Below are 20,874 nucleotides of genomic sequence, written 5' to 3'. Positions count from 1 at the left end.
CAATGAGCTGGCTATGAACTATGGGAACTATGAGCCAGATGCTCTCGACGTTTAAGCGATCGTGGCGTCATTCTCATAATAGGTCTCTCGACACACTCGTAAAATACAACACCGCCAGCAAGGCCAATGCCTACGACTAGCATATAGGCCACGACATCAGGAATACCGATAAAGCGTTCCGCGACCACAATCAGCTTGCACGCGGCGGAAACGAAGAGGAAATGAACAAGATAAATCGAATAAGAGGCATCGCCGATATACTTGGGTATTTTTCCAACTGAGAATCTGTATAGGGATTCGCAACCCGCTAGCCCGAAGACGATCAGGGCGTCTGCGCCCCCAAAAGCAAGCACCGCACTTAGGTCGTGCGACTGCATCTTGCCCGACGCGACACTTATCCAGGCCGCGACGCGCAGAATAATCCCGAATGCCACGGCCGCCGCAGAGAAGCGAACGAAGCCGGTTCTCAAGAGCGCAGCGGCTGCGATCCCGAATACGAACAGAATATTGTAGTGAGAAAACAGCGTTTGGAGCGGCGTGCCATAGCCCGATACGCCCAAGGTCAAGCTTAGGCCAAACCAAGCGGCGATTGCGAGGTATCCGAGTTTCTTGCTCAATAGCGTCACGGCGAACAAGCTGTAGAACAGCAGTTCGTGGCTTAGAGTCCATTCAACGGCGAGAAGCGGCTGGGTCTCCTGAGGAAGAGCGAAATACGCGGAAGCGATGGAAAGCCAGGCGGCGTCAAGTGTGAAGTGGTTCGTTACGAACAGCAGCGCCAAGGCGAACGTTAGCGCAGCCCAGAGTGGCGGAAAGATGCGCCGCGCGCGCTTCCACGCGAACTCCTTGAAGCTCTGCAAGGAGCTCGGTTCGGCCGCATGCATATAGGCCATGATGAAGCCGCTGATAACAAAGAAGAAATGCACGCCGCTATCGGCGGCTTTGGCGGCCGGGACTATCTCGTGCCCGATATACTTGGGCAGCCCGAGTGTGATTTCAGCATGGTAGAAAAGGACCGCCAGCGCTGCGAACGCTCGCCCCGCCTGCAAGGTTTGAATTTCCTTGGGACGGTCAATCATGTCGATTTCCGGCCTGCTGCATGGCGAATTTGGCGGCGTGAGCTCTTTCAGCTCTCTCCTTGAGCAATCGTTGTCTCGAGGCCGAGAAGTTAGCGATCGAGATGTTCACCCAGCATATGAAGATGAGTGTGAACATGTTCAGGAGGTCGATGAAAAGGCCGTCTCGGATCGACGAGAAGAGTAGGGTTGCGATACAGACGGTATAGGCTGCGCCAAGCACGGAGCGTTCACCGGATCTGGGTGTCAGCACGCCAAGGGCGGCGCCGAAAAGGGTGGACAGTACAATCAGGCCGATCGGGCCGTAGTAGTAATAGAACTCTCCGAACAGGCCGAAGGTGACGCCTCCGAGAACGTCGCCGTAGTAGACATATCGCGCGACAATGGGGCCGATGGGCTCCTTCGAGCCCACGATGCTCGAGGGAAGCATCCATCGCACAAGCGTCACCGTAGACTCTGTCGCTTTGGGCGATATGCGCTCACGAAGATCGGTCACGACGGCCATGGGGTCGACGATCGAATAGGAAGACATGAACGTGGCGGCGGCGGAGCCCGAGGCCTCGCGCAAGTCCCGGCCCTGAGCCGTGGAGCGCATGAGGTCGCCCGCGTAGACCAGCATGATGGCCAGCGCAAAGCAGGCGATCAGGGGGGCGAGCTTCACGCCCCGGTTTGTGGCGAAGTAGATGGCCGGGACCAGTAGAGACATAACCGCGTTCAGGCGGCTGCCGACCGCCAGAGAAAGAGCCGCCGTCACGAGCACGATTGTCAGCGTGACCCAAACCTTCCTCTTGTCGCCGCTTTGGATCGCCGAGATTGAAAGGAAGCACGCCTGAAAGACGACGAAGGGGAGGAGGAAATAAATGATGGTCTGAAATTTGGTGGCGTTCCGGACTTTCGACATCAGGGCGTTGGCCGTGCCAAGCACCCCGCCCGGCGAGATCGCCATCAGGAGAATCATCGAAGTAATCGCCAAGATCCAGATCACGAGCGTGGCGTTCCAATGGAGCGGCGCTCGGCGAGCAGGCGCGCGGGCGACGCTATGCGTGGGCCCAGCGTAGCGTCCAGTGCTAGCTCTTACCGCTGCAATATAGCCAGAGAATACGCATAAAGCTGCGATGCACAGATAGACCACGCTCACGAAGACGCGATCGTGCAGTTTGAGTGCCTCAATGAGGAAGTTCTTATCCTTATCGAATGTAAGAACAATCAACGGACCAAACGTCCCGATGAGCCACAGGGCCAGGAAAGCTCTTAAGGTTGGAAACCTTTTCTCTCGGGATACATTCGTTGTTTCCATCTTGAAAGGCCCTGTATACTAAGACTTTTTGAGCATGCTTGCGCGGATGTGATCCAGCGTTGCCCTTAACTCGCTTGCGCCCATGGAACTTTCTCGTCGCCAAGCGTATCCGATGACGCCAAGCATGGCGAGTTCACCTATCAGCGCCACCATGGCCGCTGTCGTGGCCGTCGGATGAGAGAGCACTACTGGGGCTGCAGCGACCGCTATGGCGATCAAAGTGTAACTGAACGCGAACACCTGAGGCCTGTTGATGGCGATGAAATACTGGCTGATAGATTGCCAGATCGCCTGGATCAAAACCGCGGCGGCCAGTGCGGCGAACAACTGATGGTCCGCGGTCAGGCGACCGTGAGAGAGGATCTTCAGCCCGAACGGGCCCAAGAGCGCGATCGCCAATGCTACCGGCGTGAACAGAAACACCGTCGTAGCGATGTTGATGACCATGATCACGTTGGCCGAGCGCTTGTCGTCTCGCGCGAGGGCGCTGGTCAGTTCCGGAAGCGTCGCGCGGGTTATAAGGCTCGTAAACTGAGCAGGCGCGCGTGAGATCGTTCTCGCGGCGCCAAACAGGCCCGCCATGGCCGCCCCTGAGACGAGTCCGAGGGACAGCACAATACCTTGAAGGCTTATCGCGCTGGATACGTTCAGGTTGAAAGTCGCCACAGCGGGAGCGAATAGTCGCCGCAGTTCGCTTACGTCCGAGTTCTTCGGAGACAGGTGGAACCATGGCGCCCGCTTGCGAGCGTTGAGGAAGAAATTAGCGCTCAAGATGACGCGGATGACCAGCATCGCGCAGGACGCCGCGAGCGCGTGATATCCGAGCGCTGCGACAGCGAGGACGGCGAAGCCTTCAAGCGGATATGTGATTTCCTGCATCATCGTTCCGAAGGCGTAGTTGCCGCTGCTTCGGTACACGACGTGAAGTAGGTTCATCTGAATCGCGAAGAAGGCGTGTATTGATAGTATGGATATGCAAGCCAGGAGGCTTCGATCGACATTTATCAAATGAACGAAGCTTCCTGAGAGCAGCCAGATCGCAAGCGAGATGACGAGGATCAGCAGCGCTGCGACGCCGGAGACTAACGTCCAGACAGCGGAAAATGTCTTGTTCGCCTGTCGCGGATCGTCCTGGGTCAGGCTCTTGATCATCGACGCGGCGGCGGCGTTGCCGAAGCCGAAATCGCTCAGGGCGATATAGGTCGAAATAGCCGTAAGCATGAGCCACTGACCGTAGCCCGCCGCTCCCCATTTCGCGGTCAGCACCGGCACCGACGCCACTTGGAGCGCAAGCACCCACAGCCGGCCGAGCAGGTTCGCGCTAATGCCGTGGGCGATACGGCGCACGTCCGGACGGGATATCAGGCTACGGAGGCGACCGAGCATCGCGGAACTCGCGTTCAAGCTTTGATGAAGGCGTTATAGGCTTGAGTAATCCCCTCGTGCAGCCCGATCGACGGCTTCCAGCCCATCCCCCGCAGCTTGTCAGCGCTCATCAGCTTCCGCGGCGTGCCGTCGGGCTTGGAGGTGTCGGTGATGATCTCACCCTTGAAGCCCACGACCTCGCAGACCAGCTGGGCCAGTTCCAGGATGGTGATGTCCTCGCCCGAGCCGACATTGACGTGCTCAAAGTCCGAATAGGTCTTCATCAGGAACACGCAGGCGTCGGCGCAGTCGTCGGCGTTCAGAAACTCGCGGCGCGGCGTGCCCGTGCCCCAGATCGTGATGCTGTCGGCGCCGGCCAGCTTGGCTTCGTGGGCCTTGCGGATCAGGGCCGGCATCACGTGGCTGCTGTTCAGGTCGTAGTTATCGCCCAGGCCGTACAGGTTGGTCGGCATGGCGCTGATGAAGTCGCAGCCGTGTTGCTTGCGATAGGCCTGAGCCAGCTTGATGCCGGCGATCTTGGCGATCGCGTACCACTCGTTGGTCGGCTCCAGGGGGCCGGTGAGCAGGGCGTCTTCCATGATCGGCTGCGGCGCGAACTTGGGATAGATGCACGATGAGCCGAGGAACAGCACCTTGCCGACGCCGTTGCGCCAGGCCGCGTCGACGATGTTCGTCTCGATCACGAGGTTGTTGTAGAGGAAGTCGGCCGGATAGGTGTCGTTGGCCAGGATGCCGCCGACCTTGGCCGCGGCCATGAAGATGGCGTCCGGCTTGTTGTCGGCGATCCAGGCTTCGACGGCGCTCTGGCGCTCGAGGTCGAGCACCTCGCGCCCGGCGGTCAGGATTTCACAGCCTTCCGAGGCCAAGCGGCGGACGATGGCCGAGCCTACCATCCCGCGATGGCCAGCCACCCAAACGCGCTTGCCCTCGAGGGGAAAGATCACGTCATTCGGCATTGCGGCGCTGCTCCCGGGCGACATTGATCATGTCGGCGGCGACCATCTCGGCGCAGAGCTGCTCCCACTTGGTTTCGTGCACCCAGCCGAGCTTTTCCTTGGCCTTGGTCGGGTCGCCGATCAGCAGTTCGACCTCGGTCGGGCGGAAGTAGCGGGGATCGACCTCGACCAGCACCTTGCCGGTCTCCGCGCACGTGCCCTTCTCGTCGACGCCGGTTCCCGACCAGTTGATCGAGACGCCGACTTCCGAGAAGGCCTTGGTCACGAAGTCGCGGACCAGGGTGGTTTCACCGGTGGCCAGGACGTAGTCGTCGGCCGTTTCCTGCTGCAGCATCAGCCACATGCCCCGCACGTACTCGCGGGCGTGACCCCAGTCGCGCTTGGCGTCGAGGTTGCCGAGATAGAGCTTGTCCTGGAAGCCCTGCTTGATGGCCGCGACGGCCCGCGTGATCTTGCGCGTGACGAAGGTCTCGCCGCGCAGCGGGCTCTCGTGGTTGAACAGGATGCCGTTGCTGGCGTGGATGCCATAGGCCTCGCGGTAGTTCACCACGATCCAGTAGCCATAGAGCTTGGCGGCGGCGTAGGGGCTGCGCGGATAGAACGGTGTCTTCTCGCTCTGCGGCACCTCTTGGACGAGGCCATAGAGCTCCGAGGTCGAGGCCTGGTAGAACTTGGTCTTCTTTTCCAAGCCCAGGATGCGGATGGCTTCCAGCAGGCGCAGCGTGCCCGTGGCGTCGGCGTTGCTGGTGTATTCCGGAGTTTCGAAGCTGACCTGAACGTGGCTCTGGGCGGCCAGGTTGTAGATCTCGTCCGGCTGGGTCTGCTGCACGATCCGGATCAGGTTCGTGCTGTCGGTCATGTCGCCGTAGTGCAGGAAGAAGCGCGGGTTCGGCTCGTGCGGATCTTGATAGATGTGCTCGATACGGCCGGTGTTGAACGACGACGAACGCCGCTTCACGCCATGCACCGTATAGCCCTTCGAGAGCAGCAGCTCCGACAGGTACGCGCCATCTTGCCCGGTCACGCCCGTAATGAGCGCAACCTTACCATTGCTTTCAACCGTCATTAGGTCCCCACCACTCAGAACGCGGCTATTCAGCCTTGCGTGCAGCGCTCATAGCGCAAGCGATCCATTGATGCGACCGATATGTTTTGGTGCTGGGAGGCAATCTTCCGGCGACAACCAAGCGAGCAGCGATGGTATGTGGGCGCCGAGACATTGGTTAATCAGTCATCAATGCGATCTTTTTCTCAGTTTTGAGACTGCTCAGCGGTGATGTTTCGATCAATCTTTTGCTCGCGCGTCGCGATGTAATCTGCATGGCGGCTAGATATTCCATGGCTGCAGCTGATATAGCGCTTGCCGCCTTAGATCTTTGGGTCTCACCTAAGGGCAGTAGTTCGACATCCAGCTTCATGAGCGGCACCTCTGGCCTGAGTTGCCGGGCACTTGGCGGCGTCGAACCCGTTTGAGTGATGCTGCGCCACAGATTTCGTGTACGAGTCACTTCCACTTCATTAGAGGGTCGATTTGGCTCTTTCCGTTTTGAGCCCTGGGGGGGGCATGAGAGTTCTACATGTTATCGCGTCCGCGGATCCGAGATCCGGTGGACCTTTAGAAGGCATATTGCAGCAGGATCGAGCTTTTTCGGGCTATGTGGTCAGTGAGCTTGTGACGCTGGATGCGCCGCAATCTGACTTTCTCGAATCTTTTCCTCTAACCGTTTTCGCGCTAGGGAGCGGTAATATTGGTCGGCGCGATCGGACCTTGCTCTCGCGTTATGGTTTTTCGTTCGCCTATGTCGAATGGCTGAGACGAAATGCTACTCAGTACGATTGCGTCATCGTTCATGGGCTGTGGAACTTTGCGACCATGGCGGCGGCTCTTGTGCTGCCCGTCGTCATGAAAGATCGCTATTATGTCTACGCTCACGGGATGATGGACCCGTGGTTTGCTAGACACGACCCCAAGAAACACTTCTTCAAACGCTTATCCTGGCTCGCGTTCGAGGGGCGGTTACTTTCTCGGGCGCGTGCCGTGCTGTTTACCGCCCCAGAGGAGGAAGATCTCGCGAAAGGGCAGTTCTGGGGCTGGTCCTACAACGGCGCTGTCGTCGGCTACGGCGTGGCTGAGCCGCCTCAAAGCCGACCCGAGGACGGTCTTGCTTTTCACGAGATTCTGCCTGCCCTGAGTGGACGGCGGTTCCTACTTTTTATGAGCCGTATCCACCCCAAGAAGGGCTGCGATCTTCTTGTCAGCGCCTTCGCGCACGTTGCCGAAAACCACGATGTCGACCTGGTCATCGCCGGGCCCGATGAAATGGGACTCATGCCGGGGTTAAAGGCATTGGCGTCAGAGTTGGGGGTCAGTGAACGAATTCATTGGCCGGGGATGCTTCAGGGAAGCGCCAAATGGGGCGCCTATCACGAGGCGGAGGCCTTCATTCTACCTTCGCATCAGGAGAACTTCGGCGTCGTCATCGCTGAGGCAATGGCATGTGCTTTGCCCGTTCTGACCACCAATAAGGTCAACATCTGGCGCGAAGTAGAGGCTAGCGGGGGCGGGATCATCCGCAATGATGACGAGGAAGGCGTCGTTGAGCTCTTGCGGAGCTGGTTGGCCTTATCCGACGTGCAGAAGCGGAAGATGGCTGAATCGGCACGCCGTGGTTTCGAGCGACAATTCTCGGCGCAGTACGTCGCGAAACGCTTCCTAGATCTTCTCTCCGGCCATGGCGTACATGGCGCTTTAGAAGCTGCCTCCGCTGTGTCACGTCACTCGCCCAGCGAGGCAGGCTCGCGACCAGCGTAAGCGACAACAGAATCGAGATAACCGGCCGCGCCATGCTGGACCGGACCAACGGCCTTGCGGCCGGTCGGCTGCGCAGGCGGATACCCGATGGCTCAACCCCTCACGGTCTTCGCAAGGCTGCTGCACGCCGTCTCGCTGAAGCCGGATGCACCCCTCTCCAAATCATGGCGATCACCGGACACCGTAGCCTGAAGGAAGTGACCCACTACACCCTAGCAGTGAACCAGGTGGCTCTAGCGGAAGAGGCAATTAACGCGATCAGCTAGCCCGAGAGTACTTCTCGGGAACATTCGATTGGCAAACCCTAGGCGGTGGTTAGCCAATTTGCCTAAAAGGTCATTGTAAAGGTTATGTTTTTTTGAGGGGGCTGGCGGAGAGGGTGGGATTCGAACCCACGTTACGCTTTCACGTAAACCGCATTTCGAGTGCGGCGCATTCGACCACTCTGCCACCTCTCCAGGCGCCGTTCAGGAGGCCGATAATTGCCGCCCGAGGTCGAGGGCGCGATACCTAGCGGCGTCGCCCAGAAGACGCAAGCCCCCGGTGCGCTTTCTTTCGAAGCTTTTTTGCGGTCAGCGCCGCAGGCGGGAAATCATCCGCCTGCAACCGAATTTGGCGGCCGCCTGGCGGGCGGACTTCGCCGCCGGTCTGCGGCCGGACCGTCAGAGCTTGCTGAGATCCACGGAAGGAAAGCGGGGGCCGGACTCCGGCGGTGAGGGGGGGCGGCCGGCTCGGATGGCGACGCGCAGCGCTGCTGCGGCAAGGTCCGGATCGGGCAGGAAGGCGTCGGCTGCGGTGCGCAGGGCGATGAAGTCCAGCTGATCGATCGTGTCGTTCAGCTGGATGTTGGACGCCTTGGCGTCCGCAACGGTCGACTCACAGGCCGCCGTCGCAGAGACGCCGGGCAGGATGCGGGTCTCGGGCGGCAAGGCGAGTATCTTGCGGGCGTCGTCCCACGCCTTGCCGGCGTCGGCGCCGGGGATGTCGCAGCGGCCGGAACCTTCGGCGGGCGCGAGCACCAGATCGCCCGTGAAGACCATGTCGGCCATCCGGTAGGCGACCGCGCCGGGCAGGCGACCCGTCAGGGCGATCGGCGTAATCTCAAGGCCGCCCATGGGGAAGGTGTCGCCGTCCTGGGCCAGCTTGTCGAAGTCCCAGCCGTCCAGGTCGACCATGGTCTCGCCGAACTGGGGCGCCAGACGCTTCAGGCTCTCGACGACGCCGGCCCCGATGCACACCGACGCGCCGGTCTCGTACTTCAGGTGGCCGGCGGCCGAGAGGTGACCGGTGTGGAGGCCGGTTTCCAGGATCCAGGTCGGGCCAAGGTCCTTGGCGCGGATGTCGGCGATGATCGCATCGACAAAGCGGGTGTCGATCTCTTCCGTGACCGGATCGAAATCCAGTACGGGATCGACGATGGCGCAGAGAAAGGTGGCCGGGTCGACGACCAGGTAGCTCACCGTCCCAGTGGCGGGATGGCGATAAGAAGTGATTTCCGGCTGCATCAATAAGCCTCAGACGCCCGAGGCGCGCACCATGGCGCGCAAGCCGTTAAACATGAGCGAACAGCCGCGCTCTAAAAACAGTTTTCTTTCAGCTAGCGAGACGGGGTCGCGCCGGCGCAAGGATGGGCGCCGTCACGCATGCCTTCGACCCACAGGGGTTCGATATAGCGTCCGCCGCTTCGGAAGCCTGGCGCGCACCCGTCCGGCACGCCCCCCGAAGCGTTGGACCCGCCGGTCATGACAGAAAGGGCGATGGATTGGCGCTCGCCGCCCCGCACGCGGCCGAAGCCAGGGGCATAGCCATAGCCATAGCCATAGTCGTACCCGTACCCGTATCCGGGGCCATAGGCGTCGTAGCCCGGACCGCCATACCAGCCGCCGTGCTTGCCAAAGTCGGTCTTGGAGACCGCGACGCCGATCGTGGCGCTTTCGCCGACAGGAAACAGCGCCGACGCATAGGCGCTGCGATAGCCGCCCGTGCCGACTGAGACGCCCATGGAACCATGCACCTTGCGCTTGCCGTCCTCGTCGCGTTCGGCCGGCAGGACGCCGCGCGGCGCATCTTCCGCCGGGGCGTTGGCGGCGATGAACGCGGCGATCTGCTCCTGGGTCGTCAGCGGCCGCGACGGGGTGGTCGAGACCGAAGGCGGCGTGTCGGGCGCGACGGCGGTGAGGGCCTTGGCGGACATCTTGGCATGGGCGGTGGCGATGACCTCGTCGTCGCCGGGCAAGGTGGTCGCGGCCTGGGCCGAGCCCGCAAGGGCTGCGGCGAGGGCGAAGGTCGCAAGATAAGGCCGCATCGGGACGCTCCACTTTGGCGAGGCTGAACCCTGCGGCGCCAAGCCAGCACAATTAGGGCGCTTTTGTTGCGCGGGCGCAAGCTTGGGCTTGCCTGGCTTCAGAGCGTGGCGAGGGCGACCTCAAGGGCGTCCATATCGGCGGGAAGCGGGGTCTCGAACCGCAGTGTCTCGCCGGTGATCGGGTGGACAAAGCCCAGCACCGCCGCATGCAGCGCCTGCCGCCGGAGACCCGCCGCCTCGATCCGCTCCCGGACGGCCGCCGCCGGCTGCGCGGCGCCATAGACGGGATCGCCAAGACAGGGTGAGCCCTTGCTGGCCATGTGAACGCGGATCTGGTGCGTACGGCCGGTTTCGAGCCGGCACGCCACGCGCGCGGCGAGCGGCCGATCCGCTGGGCCGAAGGCGGTCTCGACCCTGTAGTGGGTGATGGCCTCGCGGCCGCCCGCGCGCAGCACGGCCATCTTCTTGCGATCTCCGGGCGAGCGGCCGATCTGGGTCTGGATCGTGCCGGTCGGCGGGTTGGGCGCGCCGCGCGTCAGGGCCACGTAGAGCCGATCGATGTCGTGGGTGGCGAACAGGGCCGACAGACCCCGATGGGCCGCGTCGCTCTTGGCCGCCACCATCACGCCCGAGGTGTCCTTGTCGAGGCGATGGACGATGCCGGGCCGCGCGACGCCCCCGACGCCTGACAGGCTGGCGCCGCAGTGGTGCAGCAGCGCGTTGACCAGGGTGCCGTTATAGGTTCCCGGCGCCGGATGCACGGCCATGCCGGCGGCCTTGTCCACGACGATCAGGTGGGCGTCCTCGTAGAGGATCGACAGCGGCAGGGCCTCGGGCTCAGGATCGGCGGGGGCGGGCGGCGGGACGACCAGGCTGTAGACTCCCGCCCGAGCCTTGCGCGAGGCGTCGGCGACCGTCTCGCCGTCAAACGTCAGCCGACCCTCAGCGATCAGGGCCTGGAGCCTGGCGCGCGACAGGTCGGCGAACAGGGGCGCCAGCACCTTGTCCAGGCGCTGGCCGGCCAGATTTTCCGGAAGGTCTGCGGTGAGGCGCTCGCCCTGGCTGTCGTCGGGCGGGGCGACATCGTCGAGCAGGTCGTCGTCCGCGATGTCGTCCACGTCGTTCACTGGGGTTTCATGGCTCCGTCATCAGCTCGTCGCGCCGCCGACACGCTGGGCGCCTAGGTGCGTGCTCAAGTTTCGTATTTTGGGGATAGTCCATGCGCGCCTTCCGCACCACCACGCTGTTGTCCGCCAGCGCTCTGAGCCTGCTCGTCGCCGCTCCGGCCCTGGCCGCCGGTCAGGAGAGCGCTCCGGCCAGCAACAACGAACCCGCGCTGCTCGGAGAGCTCGTGGTGACCGCCCAGAAGCGCGCCCAGGATCCGGTGGACGTGCCGATCGCCGTGACCGCCTATTCGGGCAAGTTCCTGGAAGCGATCGGCGTGAAAGCGTTTGACGAGCTGTCGGCCTTCACGCCGGGCTTCCTGGTGCAGAACCAGTCGAACAACAACTCGGGCTTTGTGATGCGCGGCATCACCTCCGACTCCGGTTCGGCCACCGATGAAACCCGCGTCTCGATCTATCAGGACGGCGTGCCGATCTCGCGCTCGCGCGGGTCGTATGTCGAGCTCTTCGACATGGAGCGTGTCGAAGTCGCCAAGGGCCCGCAGTCGACGCTGTTTGGTCGCGGCGCCCTGATCGGCGCGGTGAACCTCGTTCAGAACAAGGCCAATCCGGGCGGGTTTGACTGGGCCTTGCGGGCTGAGGCCGGCACGCGCGGCTACCGCGTCGGCGAGGGCATGGTGAACTTCGCGGTCGGCGAAAGCTCCGCCCTGCGCATCGCCGCGCGCCTCCGCCAGACCGACGGCTATGTGAAGGACGCTGCGGGCGGCGACCCCTACGACTCCACCGACAGCCAGGCGGTGCGGGTGGGCTTCCACACCGAGGCGGGCGGGCTGAAGTTTGACCTGATCGGCAACTACCAGGTCGACGACACCACCGGCACCTCGTTCAAGAGCAACACGTTCAACCCCAGCAATCCGATCACCGGCCAGGCGCTGAGCGACACCTCGGTGGGTGGCTTCGCGACGCTGGCCCCTGGGGCGGGCTTCGAGGGCGGCGCGCCGCTTGGGCTGGACCGCAAGGTCTATGGCCTGACGGCGCTGGCGGACTACCGGATCAATGACAGCCTGACCCTGTCGTCGATCACGGCCACGCGGGCCTTCCACTCGACGGAGGTTTTCGATCCGGACGGTTCGTCCCTGCCGATCCTGACCTTCGCTGAGGATGCGCAGGGCCGCCAACAGAGCCAGGAACTGCGCCTGCGCTACGACGCCGGCGGCCGTTTCTCGGGCTTTGTCGGCGCCAACTATTTCCACGAGACCGGCTCCTGGCGCATCCCGGGCCAGATGGACGAGCGCCTGGTGCTGGCCCTGCTGGCGGGCGCCTCGCCGCTGGGCATCAGCCGTCCGACGCCGCAGCCGCAGGCTGTCCTGACCAACCCGGCCTATCTGGCGCAGGTGCTGCAGCTGGGCTTTGGCATCCCGTCCTCGCTGGCGACGGGCTTCGCGTCCAACCTGAAGCCGATCCATCGCGAAGAGTTCGCCAACTACAGCGAAAACACCACCTATGACGTCTATGCCGACGGTACGCTGCGCCTGACCGACAAGCTCGAACTGACGGCGGGCGTTCGCTACACCAGCGAAGACCGCGAAGCGTCCTATCGCTCGACCGTCCAGAACGGCCGCTCGATCCTGGGCGTCCTGCTGGCCGCGCCGACGCCGACCAACCTGTTCCTGGCCGCGCAGCCGAACGCGGTGAACAATGCGGCCCTGCCGATGCTGGGCCTGCTCAACCAGCCGACCGCCAACAACGGCGACACCTTCAGCAAGTCGATCTCCGACAGCGGCGTCACCTGGCGTCTGGTGGGCCGTTACGCCGCGTCCGAGGATCTGAGCCTCTACGCCTCGTTCGCGCGCGGGCGTCGCCCGGACGTGATTTCGACCAGCGCTCCGGCCGCGCCGCTGGGCCAGCCGCGCTTCGGCATCGTGAAGGCCGAGGTCGTCGACAGCTACGAAGCCGGCGCCAAGGGCAAGCTTATGGACGGCCGCCTGTACCTGTCGGGCGCGGTGTTCCGCTATGACTACGACAACTTCGCCACCACCTTCCGTCAGGGCGCGCAGATCGTGACGCTGAACGCCGGCAAGGCCAAAGCCTATGGCTTCGAGGGCGAGGCGCGTCTGCAGGCCGGTGACTTCTGGACCCTGTTCGGGACCTACGGCTACAACCACGCCCGCCTCGAAAGCGGCCTGCGCAAGGGCAACCAGTTCCGCCTGTCGCCCGACCACGCCGTGTCAGTGGGCGCGCTGTTCAGCCGCGAGGGCCTGGGCGGCAAGGTCACGTTCACGCCGACCTACACCTGGCGTTCGAAGATGTTCTTCGACGACAACAATGACCGCGCGGACCTGCAATCGGCCGGTCTCTTCCCCGACACCCGGCTGGACGAGTTCCAGGACGCCTACGGCCTGCTGAATGTCCGCCTGGGCTTTGGCGCCGTGGATGATCGCTGGAAGATCGAGGCGTTCGTCGAGAACCTGAACGACAAGCGCTATCTGAAGGACGCGGGCAATACCGGCGACAGCTTCGGCATCCCGACCTTCATCGCCGGCAAGCCGCGCTTTATGGGTATTGGGATCACCTTCCGCCACTAAGACGTACGCGCCCGGCTCGACGTGGCGCATGTCGGGCCGGGACGCCTAGAGCGCTCCCCGATCAGTGTGAAGTGGTGATCGGATCGAAAAAACGCTCTAAATTTTTGAAATAGAGCCCTTTTTATCCGATCTGATTGGTTCAGTCAGATCGGAAGGGGCTCTAGAAGGGCATCCGGGGAGAACATCATGACCATCGATCGTCGCAGACTGTTGGGCTTGCTGGGCGTTTCGGGCGCCGCCGCCGGTGAGGCCGCCGCTCAACCGATCAGCTACTTCAAGGGCCCCGTCGCCTTTGAGCACGGCGTGGCCAGCGGCGATCCGGGCCTTACCTATGTGATCTTCTGGACCCGTGTGACGCCAAAGCAGGCGACCACCGGCGACATCGACGTCGATCTTGAAGTCGCCGCCGACCCGGATTTCAAGACCCTGGTCACCGCCAGCCGCGGCCTTCGCGCCCGCGCCAGCCGCGACTGGACCGTCAAGCACGACCTGGATGGCCAGGGGCTCAAGCCGGGGACCGAGTACTGGTACCGCTTCAAGGCCAATGGGGTCACCTCGCCGGTCGGTCGGACCAAGACCCTTGTGAAGGGCGCGGCCAAGGACGCGGTGCTGGCGGTGGTCTCCTGCAGCCTCTATCCGAACGGCTACTTCAACGCCTACGACGCCATCGCCAAGCTGCCGCGCGTCGACGCCGTCGTGCATCTGGGCGACTACATCTACGAGTATGGCGGCGCGCCGCAGGACTACGGCATGAACTCGCCGGTGGCGAAGTCCCGCACGCCCGAGCCGCCGCACGAGATCGTCACCCTGGACGACTATCGTCGCCGCCACGCGCAGTACAAGACCGATCCGGCTCTGCAGGCCGCCCACGCGCGCGCGCCGTGGATCGTGGCTTGGGACGATCATGAGACCGCCAACGACAGCTGGGTCGGCGGCGCCGAGAACCATGATCCCGACAAGGGCGAGGGCGACTGGACGGCCCGCAAGGCCGCCGCCCTGAAGGCCTATTACGAGTGGATGCCCATCCGCGAAGCGGCCCTGCCGGAAGCGGCCTGGCGGTCGTTCCAGTTCGGCGACGTCGCGTCCTTGCTGATGGTCGAGACCCGGCTGACCGCCCGCACCCCCGAGCTGAGCTACGACCGGGACATGCCGATCGTCGATGGCAAGCCCGATGTCGCGGCCTTCGTGGCCAAGTGGAAGGATCCGTCGCGCCGGATGATGGGCGAGGGACAGGAACAGTGGCTGGCCGGCCAGGTCGGCGCCTCGGTCCAGGCCAAGACCGCCTGGCAGGTTCTCGGCAACCAGGTGGTGATGGCGCGCGTCGCCTCGGCCAACCTGAAGGCCACCATGGGCGAGGCGGCCTATGGCGACCTGCAGGCCAAGCTGCCGGAATACGCGCGTAAGCGGGTGGATCAGTCGGTGGCGATGTCGGCCTTCGACGTGCCGTCCAATCTGGACGCCTGGGACGGCTATCCGGCCGATCGCCAGCGGGTCTACGACATCTTTACGGCCGCCAAGGCGCGTCCGATCGTGCTGGCCGGCGACAGCCACATGTTCTGGGCCAATGAACTCTGGAACGACGCGGGCCAGAAGCGCGTGGCGGTCGAGTTCGGGACCACCTCGGTTACCTCGCCCGGCTATGGCGACTACCTGCCCGGCGTGCCGATCGGCGAGGCCTTCGTGCAGCGCAACAAGGAAGTGAAGTACGCCCACCCCAGCGCCAAGGGCTTCGTGCTGCTGACGCTCGAACACGGCAAGGCGACCAGCGAACTGATGGCGGTCTCGACCATCATGAAGCCGACTTACGAGCTGGCTGCGATGAAGCGCTTCGTGGTCACGCCCTCGGCTGACGGCGGGGTGGAGGCGCTGCGCGAGGCTTAGAGGGCGTTAGGTTTAAGTGTGAGCGGTTAAACCGCTCGAACGCGCTCTAAGTCTATGAATTAGAGCCTGTTTATCTGGTTTAGAGGTTTCCATCTAAACCAGACAGGCTCTAGCGCCGGTCCAGCGCCAGGCGCAGTCCGAACGCCACGAACACCAGGCCGGTGGTCCGGTCCAGCCAACGGACCACCCCCGGCAGTCGCAAAAGTCCTGCGATCGGGACGGTGGCCGCGATCAAGAGTGCGAACCACAACAGGCCCTCCACGACATGGATCGTCGTCAGCAGAAGGCCAAAGCGCGCCGGATCAACGCCGACCGGCATGAACTGGGGCAGAAACGAGACGTAGAAGATCCCGACCTTGGGATTGAGCAGGTTGGTCAACAGACCCCGGCGCAGCGCCGCCATCGGACCTGCGTCCACGGCCCTGGTCTCGCCGGGCTCAAACGCCTCGCGCGGCTTCAGGATCATCCGCAGGCCCGTCCAGGCCAGATAAAGCGCGCCGACCCATTTCAGCACCGTGTAGGCGGTTTGGGACGCGGTCAGCAGGGCGCCGACTCCGAACGAGGCGGCCGCGCCCCAGATCAGACATCCCAGTCCGATCCCGATCGCCGCGCCGGCGGCGCGACGCGGGCCTTCGGCGGCGGCCGTGCGGATCACCAGCGCGGTGTCCAGGCCCGGCGTCAGGGTCAAGAGACCTGCGGCCAGGGTGAAGGCGATCAGGGCCTCAGGCGTGGTCATGGAGCGGCGCTTCGCGTTCGACCAGCACCCCGTTCTCCAGCACACGATAGAAGCACGACCGGAAGCCCACATGGCAGGCCCCGCCGTCGCCGCGCGGTCGCACCTTGAGCAGCACCGCATCCTGGTCGCAGTCGACCCGCAGCTCGACCACGTCCTGCAGCTGGCCGCTGGTGTCGCCCTTCTTCCAGAGTTCGTTGCGCGAGCGACTGAAGTAGTGCGCGATCTGCGTTTCGACGGTCAGCTTCAGCGCCTCGGCGTTCATCCAGGCCAGCATCAGGATCTCACCAGTGTCGGCGTGCTGGGCCACCGCAACGACCAGGCCGTCGGCGTTGAAGCGCGGCGCGAGGGCAAAGCCCCGTTCCAGATCGTGCTTGCTGTGGGCTTGGGGGAACAGGTCGGTGCTCATGGCGCCACATATGGCGCAGGCCGCTGGTCTGCGCTAGTTTCCGCGCCGCTTCTGGGGGACGGAGCGCGGCGACGCGCTCCGTGGAACGCGATGAACCTGAAAGACCGCATCAAGGCCGGCGTGGCGACGCTGGATGAGCGGGCTAGGCCGTGGGCGCGGAAGTCGCGCTGGAACGGCTACGCCTACGAGTTTCTTCTGTTCGGCCTGAAGCAGGCCTGGGCCTGCCTGTTCGGCGGGCTGATGCTGGCCCTGCTGGTCGGCACCAAGCTTTTCTGGCCCGAGGCCGCCCCGATCGCCCGCTATGACTTTCTCGTCGTCGCCGCGATCGCCATCCAGGCTTCCCTGCTGGCGCTGAAGCTGGAGCGTTGGGACGAGGCGCTGGTGATCTTCATGTTCCATGTGGTCGGCACCATCATGGAGCTGTTCAAGACCGCGCACGGCTCGTGGATCTATCCGGAGGACAGCGTCCTGCGGATCGGCGGCGTGCCGCTGTTCACCGGCTTCATGTACGCCTGCGTCGGCAGCTATATCGCGCGGATCTGGCGACTGTTCGACATCACCTTCATCCGCTATCCGCCGTTCTGGACCACCCACATCCTGGCGGTGCTGATCTACGCCAACTTCTTCACCCACCACTACATGATCGACATCCGGGTGGGGCTTTTCGCGCTGTCGGTTCTGCTGTTCGGGCGCACCTGGTTCGTGTTCACGCCCGACCAGACCGCGCGTCGCATGCCCATGCTGATGGGGGCGGTGCTGGTGTCGCTGTTCATCTGGTTCGCCGAGAACCTGGGCACCTTCGCCGGGGCGTGGATCTATCCCAACCAGGCCGACGGCTGGCAGATGGTGCCGTTCGAGAAGATGGGCGCCTGGTACCTGCTGATGCTGATCAGCTTCGTCCTGGTGACGCTGGTGCATCCGCCGGTGCACGCTTGCGTGGCTAGGATCCGCGAGGGGATCTGGCGAGCGGCTTGAGGGGCGGCTATCGCCTGAGCAAGATCATCGCGTGTCATCCCGGCCGCAGCGTAGCGGAGAGCCGGGACCCAGGGGCAGTCGCACTGGATTTGGCCCCCGGGTCCCGGATCGGCCTGCGGCCGTCCGGGATGACACGGGTTTTTGCTGTTACTTCTTCACCAGATCCATGAAGCGCTGCTGCAGGACCTTGTCGGTCTTGAACACGCCGCGGAACTGGGTGGTGATGGTCGAGACGTCGTGGTGGTGGACGCCGCGGGTGCTCATGCACTGATGCTCGGCGTCGATCAGCACGGCGACGCCGGCGGCCGAGAGGTGATCCTCGATGGCGTCGGCGATCTGCATGGTCATGGTCTCCTGGGTCTGGAGACGCTTGGCGAAGATCTCGACCAGGCGCGCCAGCTTCGACAGGCCCACCACCTTGCCGGTCGGCATGTAGGCGATCCAGGCCTTGCCCAGAAACGGCGCCATGTGGTGCTCGCAGTGGCTCTGCACGTCGATGCCGCGCAGCATGACCATGTCGTCATAGCCCTGCACGTCCTCGAAGGTGCGCGACAGTTCCTTGGCCGGATCGCCGTGATAGCCGGCGAACCACTCGTCGAACGCCTCAACGACGCGCTTGGGCGTGTCGATCAGGCCTTCGCGCTCCGGATTGTCGCCGGCCCAGGCCAGCAACGTCCGCACGGCGGCCATGGCCTCGTCCTTGGAAGGGCGCTGAACGGGTTCAAGATCAAGACCGGTCGTGTCGTCAGAGCCGATCAGGGTTCGCTCGCGGGTCAGTGCGTCCATTTTGGAGGGTTTCTTTCCACGGGCTGAGTTGCGCCGAGACGCCGATCGCCTCGGAATGACGCGTGCCACCCGTTTCACATACGGCCGGGCCGGAAACTTAGACGCATCACGCCGTGGCCCTGGCCGTAACAGAAAGCTATATGGGGCCGATTACGGGGTGGGCAACACCCTTCCTCTACGTCAGAACCCAGAGTCATGACCCTGAAGATCCACGACACCCTGACGCGCGAGAAGCGCGACTTCGTTCCCGCCGATCCCCAGCGGGTGACGATGTATGTCTGCGGTCCGACGGTCTACAACTACGCACACATCGGCAACTTCCGGCCTGTGGTCGTGTTCGACGTGCTGTTCCGGGTGCTGCGTCACCTCTATGGCGAGGACGCGGTGGTCTATGCGCGCAACGTCACGGACGTAGACGACAAGATCAATCAGAAGGCCGCCAACGAGGGCGTGCCGATCAGTGTGATCACCGATCGCTACCTGGCCGCCTACCACCAGGACGCCGACGCCCTGGGCGCGCTGCGGCCGACCCTGGAGCCGAAGGCCACCGAGCATATCGGCGCCATCCTCGAGATGATCGGCCAGCTGGTCGAGAACGGCAGCGCCTACGCCGCCGAGGGCCATGTGCTGTTCGACACCCAGAGCTTCGCCGACTACGGCCAGCTGTCGGGCCGGCCGCTGGACGAGATGATCGCCGGCGCCCGCGTCGAGGTCGCGCCCTACAAGCGCCATCCGGCCGACTTCGTGCTGTGGAAGCCCTCTAAGGAAAACGAGCCCGAGTGGGAAAGCGCCTGGGGCGCGGGCCGTCCGGGCTGGCACATCGAGTGCTCGGCCATGATCGACAAGGCGCTGGGTCAGACGATCGACATCCACGCCGGCGGCATCGACCTGACCTTCCCGCACCACGAGAACGAGGTCGCCCAGAGCCGTTGCGCCCACAAGACCTCGGTGCTGGCCAACTACTGGATGCACAACGGCTTCCTCGACATGAGCGGGGAGAAGATGTCCAAGAGCCTGGGCAACGTCATCATCCCGCACGAACTGCTGGAGACGACGCCGGGCGAGGTCATCCGCTGGGCGCTGCTGTCGGCGCACTATCGCCAGCCGCTGGACTGGACGCCCGAGCTTCTGGAGCAGAGCAAGAAGTCGCTGGACCGCCTCTACGGCGCCCTGCGTCGCGCCAAGGATGTCGCGCCCGACCAGGCCATGGAGGCGCCCGCCGAGGTGATGTCCGCCCTGATGGACGACCTCAATACGCCGCTGGCCACCTCGGCCTTCTTCGAAGTGTCGAGCGCGATCGAGAAGGCCGTCACGGCCGGCGACACTGTCGCCATCGCGGCCAATAAGGCCCGCCTGCTCGAAGCCGGCGCCCTGCTGGGCTTCCTGCAGGCCGATCCGGACGCCTGGTTCGAAGGCGACGCTTCGGATGAGTTGAAGGCCCAGGTCGAAGACCTGCTGGCCAAGCGCGTCGCCGCCCGCGCCGCCAAGGACTGGTCCGCCGCCGACGCCATTCGCGGTGAGCTGGACGCCCTGGGCGTGGTGGTCATGGACGGCCCCGCCGGCGCCACCTGGCGGATGAAGGACTGACCATGCAGCGCGCTGTCGAGCATCGCATCGGGGTCCAGGCGCCGGCCGAGGTGATTTGGGAGGTCGTCTCCGACTTCGAGGGCTGGACCCATTGGAATCCGCTCTATCGCCGGGCCGAGGGCGTTATGAAGGTGGGCTCCACCCTGGTGCTGGAGCAGCATCTGCCGGGCCAAGCGCCGATGGTCATCCAGCCGGTGGTCCAGGACTGGGTGCCTTACGAGCAGCTGCACTGGCGCTCGAACCGGCTGGGCGGTTTCGTCACCGCGATCCGCTATCTCGAGATCGAGGCCATGGGGCCCGCGAACGCCACCTTCTCGAACGGTGAGCTGTTCATGGGCATGCTGCTGCGGTTCGTCAGCCGCGACGAGCGTCGCCGGCTGAAGGCGGCGTTCACCCAGATGGGCGAGGCGGTGCGCGATCGGGCCGAAGCTGTCTGGTCCGAACGCTCCAGCAACCCCACCTAGGCGACGATGATCGACGACCTCTACAGCGCCAAGATCCTGGGGCTCGTGGCCAACATGCCGCGTGCGGGGCGTCTGGCGGCGCCCGACGCCAGCGCCGAGAAGACCGCCAAGCTCTGCGGAAGCCGGATCACGGTCGATGTGATGGTCAAGGATGGCAAGGTCATCGACTACGCCCAGGACGTTTCGGCCTGCGCGCTGGGTCAGGCCGCAGCCGCGATCCTTGGCGCCCACGTGATCGGTGCGGAACTTTCGGACATCGAGTTGGCGCGCGACTCGCTTGCCGCTATGCTGAAGACGAACGGCTCGCCTCCCGCGGGCCGGTTTGCGGAGCTCGCCGTGCTGGAGCCGGTCAAGGACTATCCCGCTCGTCACGCTTCGACGCTTTTGGCGTTCGAGGCGACGGTCGAGGCTGTCCGTAAGGCCACAGGCGCCGGTGAAACGCGAACTAGCACCGCCGGCGCGGCTTGATCGCCACCCCCTTCGGGGTGTGTAACCGCATCG

The 20,874-nt window shown here is 63.9% G+C and carries 19 protein-coding genes, 1 tRNA gene and 1 pseudogene; 9 read left to right on the top strand and 12 right to left on the bottom strand.

What is annotated here, in order from left to right:
• Positions 1-11: 11 nt before the first annotated feature.
• From CVUC_RS11230 to gmd, 5 genes are read right to left on the bottom strand one after another with little or no spacing between them, the layout of a single operon-like run.
• Positions 12-1,076 (bottom strand): acyltransferase family protein, encoded by a 1,065-nt coding sequence (locus tag CVUC_RS11230; RefSeq protein ID WP_096032385.1) that lies wholly within the window; start codon positions 1,074-1,076, stop codon positions 12-14.
• The gene (locus CVUC_RS11225; RefSeq protein WP_096032386.1) at positions 1,069-2,370 is read right to left on the bottom strand and encodes an O-antigen polymerase; all 1,302 of its coding nucleotides are present in this window, start codon (positions 2,368-2,370) and stop codon (positions 1,069-1,071) included. Before CVUC_RS11225 ends, CVUC_RS11230 begins: the two co-directional genes overlap by 8 nt.
• A gap of 18 nt (positions 2,371-2,388) precedes the next feature.
• Entirely contained in the window at positions 2,389-3,756 is a 1,368-nt protein-coding gene (locus tag CVUC_RS11220) for a lipopolysaccharide biosynthesis protein (RefSeq protein WP_096032387.1), read from the bottom strand.
• Positions 3,757-3,770: 14 nt separating this feature from the next.
• Entirely contained in the window at positions 3,771-4,736 is a 966-nt protein-coding gene (fcl, locus tag CVUC_RS11215) for a GDP-L-fucose synthase (RefSeq protein WP_096032388.1), read from the bottom strand.
• The gene (gmd, locus tag CVUC_RS11210; protein ID WP_096032389.1) at positions 4,702-5,778 is read right to left on the bottom strand and encodes a GDP-mannose 4,6-dehydratase; all 1,077 of its coding nucleotides are present in this window, start codon (positions 5,776-5,778) and stop codon (positions 4,702-4,704) included. Before gmd ends, fcl begins: the two co-directional genes overlap by 35 nt.
• Before the next feature lie 561 nt (positions 5,779-6,339).
• Here gmd and CVUC_RS11205 point away from each other — a divergent pair.
• Together CVUC_RS11205 and CVUC_RS20835 are read left to right on the top strand one after the other, a co-directional pair.
• Positions 6,340-7,524 (top strand): glycosyltransferase, encoded by a 1,185-nt coding sequence (locus tag CVUC_RS11205; protein WP_205685764.1) that lies wholly within the window; start codon positions 6,340-6,342, stop codon positions 7,522-7,524.
• A gap of 32 nt (positions 7,525-7,556) precedes the next feature.
• Positions 7,557-7,790 (top strand): tyrosine-type recombinase/integrase, encoded by a 234-nt coding sequence (locus CVUC_RS20835; protein ID WP_096032391.1) that lies wholly within the window; start codon positions 7,557-7,559, stop codon positions 7,788-7,790.
• Positions 7,791-7,892: 102 nt separating this feature from the next.
• Here CVUC_RS20835 and CVUC_RS11195 read toward each other — a convergent pair.
• The 4 genes from CVUC_RS11195 to CVUC_RS11180 all read right to left on the bottom strand — a co-directional run bounded on the left by CVUC_RS11195 (position 7,893) and on the right by CVUC_RS11180 (position 10,956).
• Positions 7,893-7,982: transfer RNA gene (locus tag CVUC_RS11195), tRNA-Ser, on the bottom strand.
• Between the two features lie 204 nt (positions 7,983-8,186).
• The gene (locus CVUC_RS11190; protein ID WP_164468056.1) at positions 8,187-9,032 is read right to left on the bottom strand and encodes an MBL fold metallo-hydrolase; all 846 of its coding nucleotides are present in this window, start codon (positions 9,030-9,032) and stop codon (positions 8,187-8,189) included.
• Positions 9,033-9,121: 89 nt separating this feature from the next.
• Positions 9,122-9,829, bottom strand: coding sequence for a hypothetical protein (locus CVUC_RS11185; protein WP_096032393.1), 708 nt, complete (start codon positions 9,827-9,829; stop codon positions 9,122-9,124).
• Positions 9,830-9,927: 98 nt separating this feature from the next.
• Positions 9,928-10,956, bottom strand: coding sequence for an RluA family pseudouridine synthase (locus tag CVUC_RS11180; protein ID WP_096032394.1), 1,029 nt, complete (start codon positions 10,954-10,956; stop codon positions 9,928-9,930).
• 92 nt (positions 10,957-11,048) lie between these two features.
• Between CVUC_RS11180 and CVUC_RS11175 the strand changes: the two genes are divergently transcribed.
• Complete coding sequence (locus CVUC_RS11175) at positions 11,049-13,538, top strand: TonB-dependent receptor (RefSeq protein WP_010918342.1); 2,490 nt, start codon at positions 11,049-11,051, stop codon at positions 13,536-13,538.
• A 186-nt stretch (positions 13,539-13,724) separates the two neighbouring features.
• On the top strand, positions 13,725-15,419 hold the full coding sequence (locus CVUC_RS11170; protein ID WP_096032395.1) for an alkaline phosphatase D family protein: 1,695 nt from the start codon (positions 13,725-13,727) through the stop codon (positions 15,417-15,419).
• A gap of 109 nt (positions 15,420-15,528) precedes the next feature.
• Here the strand turns inward: CVUC_RS11170 and CVUC_RS11165 are convergent, their stop codons facing one another.
• Together CVUC_RS11165 and hisI are read right to left on the bottom strand one after the other, a co-directional pair.
• Positions 15,529-16,155: a LysE family translocator gene (locus CVUC_RS11165; protein ID WP_010918344.1), complete on the bottom strand. Its 627-nt coding sequence runs from the start codon at positions 16,153-16,155 to the stop codon at positions 15,529-15,531.
• Entirely contained in the window at positions 16,142-16,561 is a 420-nt protein-coding gene (gene hisI / locus CVUC_RS11160) for a phosphoribosyl-AMP cyclohydrolase (protein WP_010918345.1), read from the bottom strand. Before hisI ends, CVUC_RS11165 begins: the two co-directional genes overlap by 14 nt.
• 90 nt (positions 16,562-16,651) lie before the next feature.
• On the opposite strand from hisI, the gene CVUC_RS11155 reads away from it, so the two are divergent.
• Positions 16,652-17,536, top strand: coding sequence for a DUF817 domain-containing protein (locus CVUC_RS11155; RefSeq protein ID WP_096032396.1), 885 nt, complete (start codon positions 16,652-16,654; stop codon positions 17,534-17,536).
• A pseudogene (locus tag CVUC_RS20420) lies at positions 17,533-17,678 on the top strand (hypothetical protein); the annotation flags it as partial. The gene CVUC_RS11155 and the pseudogene CVUC_RS20420, both read left to right, overlap by 4 nt.
• 5 nt (positions 17,679-17,683) lie before the next feature.
• Here CVUC_RS20420 and folE read toward each other — a convergent pair.
• Positions 17,684-18,322, bottom strand: coding sequence for a GTP cyclohydrolase I FolE (folE, locus tag CVUC_RS11145; protein ID WP_010918347.1), 639 nt, complete (start codon positions 18,320-18,322; stop codon positions 17,684-17,686).
• A gap of 195 nt (positions 18,323-18,517) precedes the next feature.
• Here folE and cysS point away from each other — a divergent pair, with 195 nt between their 5' ends.
• The 3 genes from cysS to CVUC_RS11130 are packed head-to-tail and all read left to right on the top strand — an operon-like array spanning position 18,518 to position 20,841.
• Positions 18,518-19,909, top strand: a complete 1,392-nt coding sequence (gene cysS / locus CVUC_RS11140; protein ID WP_096032397.1) for a cysteine--tRNA ligase — start codon at positions 18,518-18,520, stop codon at positions 19,907-19,909.
• A gap of 2 nt (positions 19,910-19,911) precedes the next feature.
• Positions 19,912-20,373: an SRPBCC domain-containing protein gene (locus CVUC_RS11135; protein WP_010918349.1), complete on the top strand. Its 462-nt coding sequence runs from the start codon at positions 19,912-19,914 to the stop codon at positions 20,371-20,373.
• Between the two features lie 6 nt (positions 20,374-20,379).
• Positions 20,380-20,841 (top strand): iron-sulfur cluster assembly scaffold protein, encoded by a 462-nt coding sequence (locus CVUC_RS11130; protein WP_010918350.1) that lies wholly within the window; start codon positions 20,380-20,382, stop codon positions 20,839-20,841.
• Positions 20,842-20,874 lie beyond the last annotated feature (33 nt).

This window comes from Caulobacter vibrioides, assembly GCF_002858865.1.
In the GTDB taxonomy this organism is placed as follows: Bacteria; Pseudomonadota; Alphaproteobacteria; order Caulobacterales; family Caulobacteraceae; genus Caulobacter; species Caulobacter vibrioides.
This window is presented reverse-complemented; position numbering and strand designations above follow the sequence as displayed.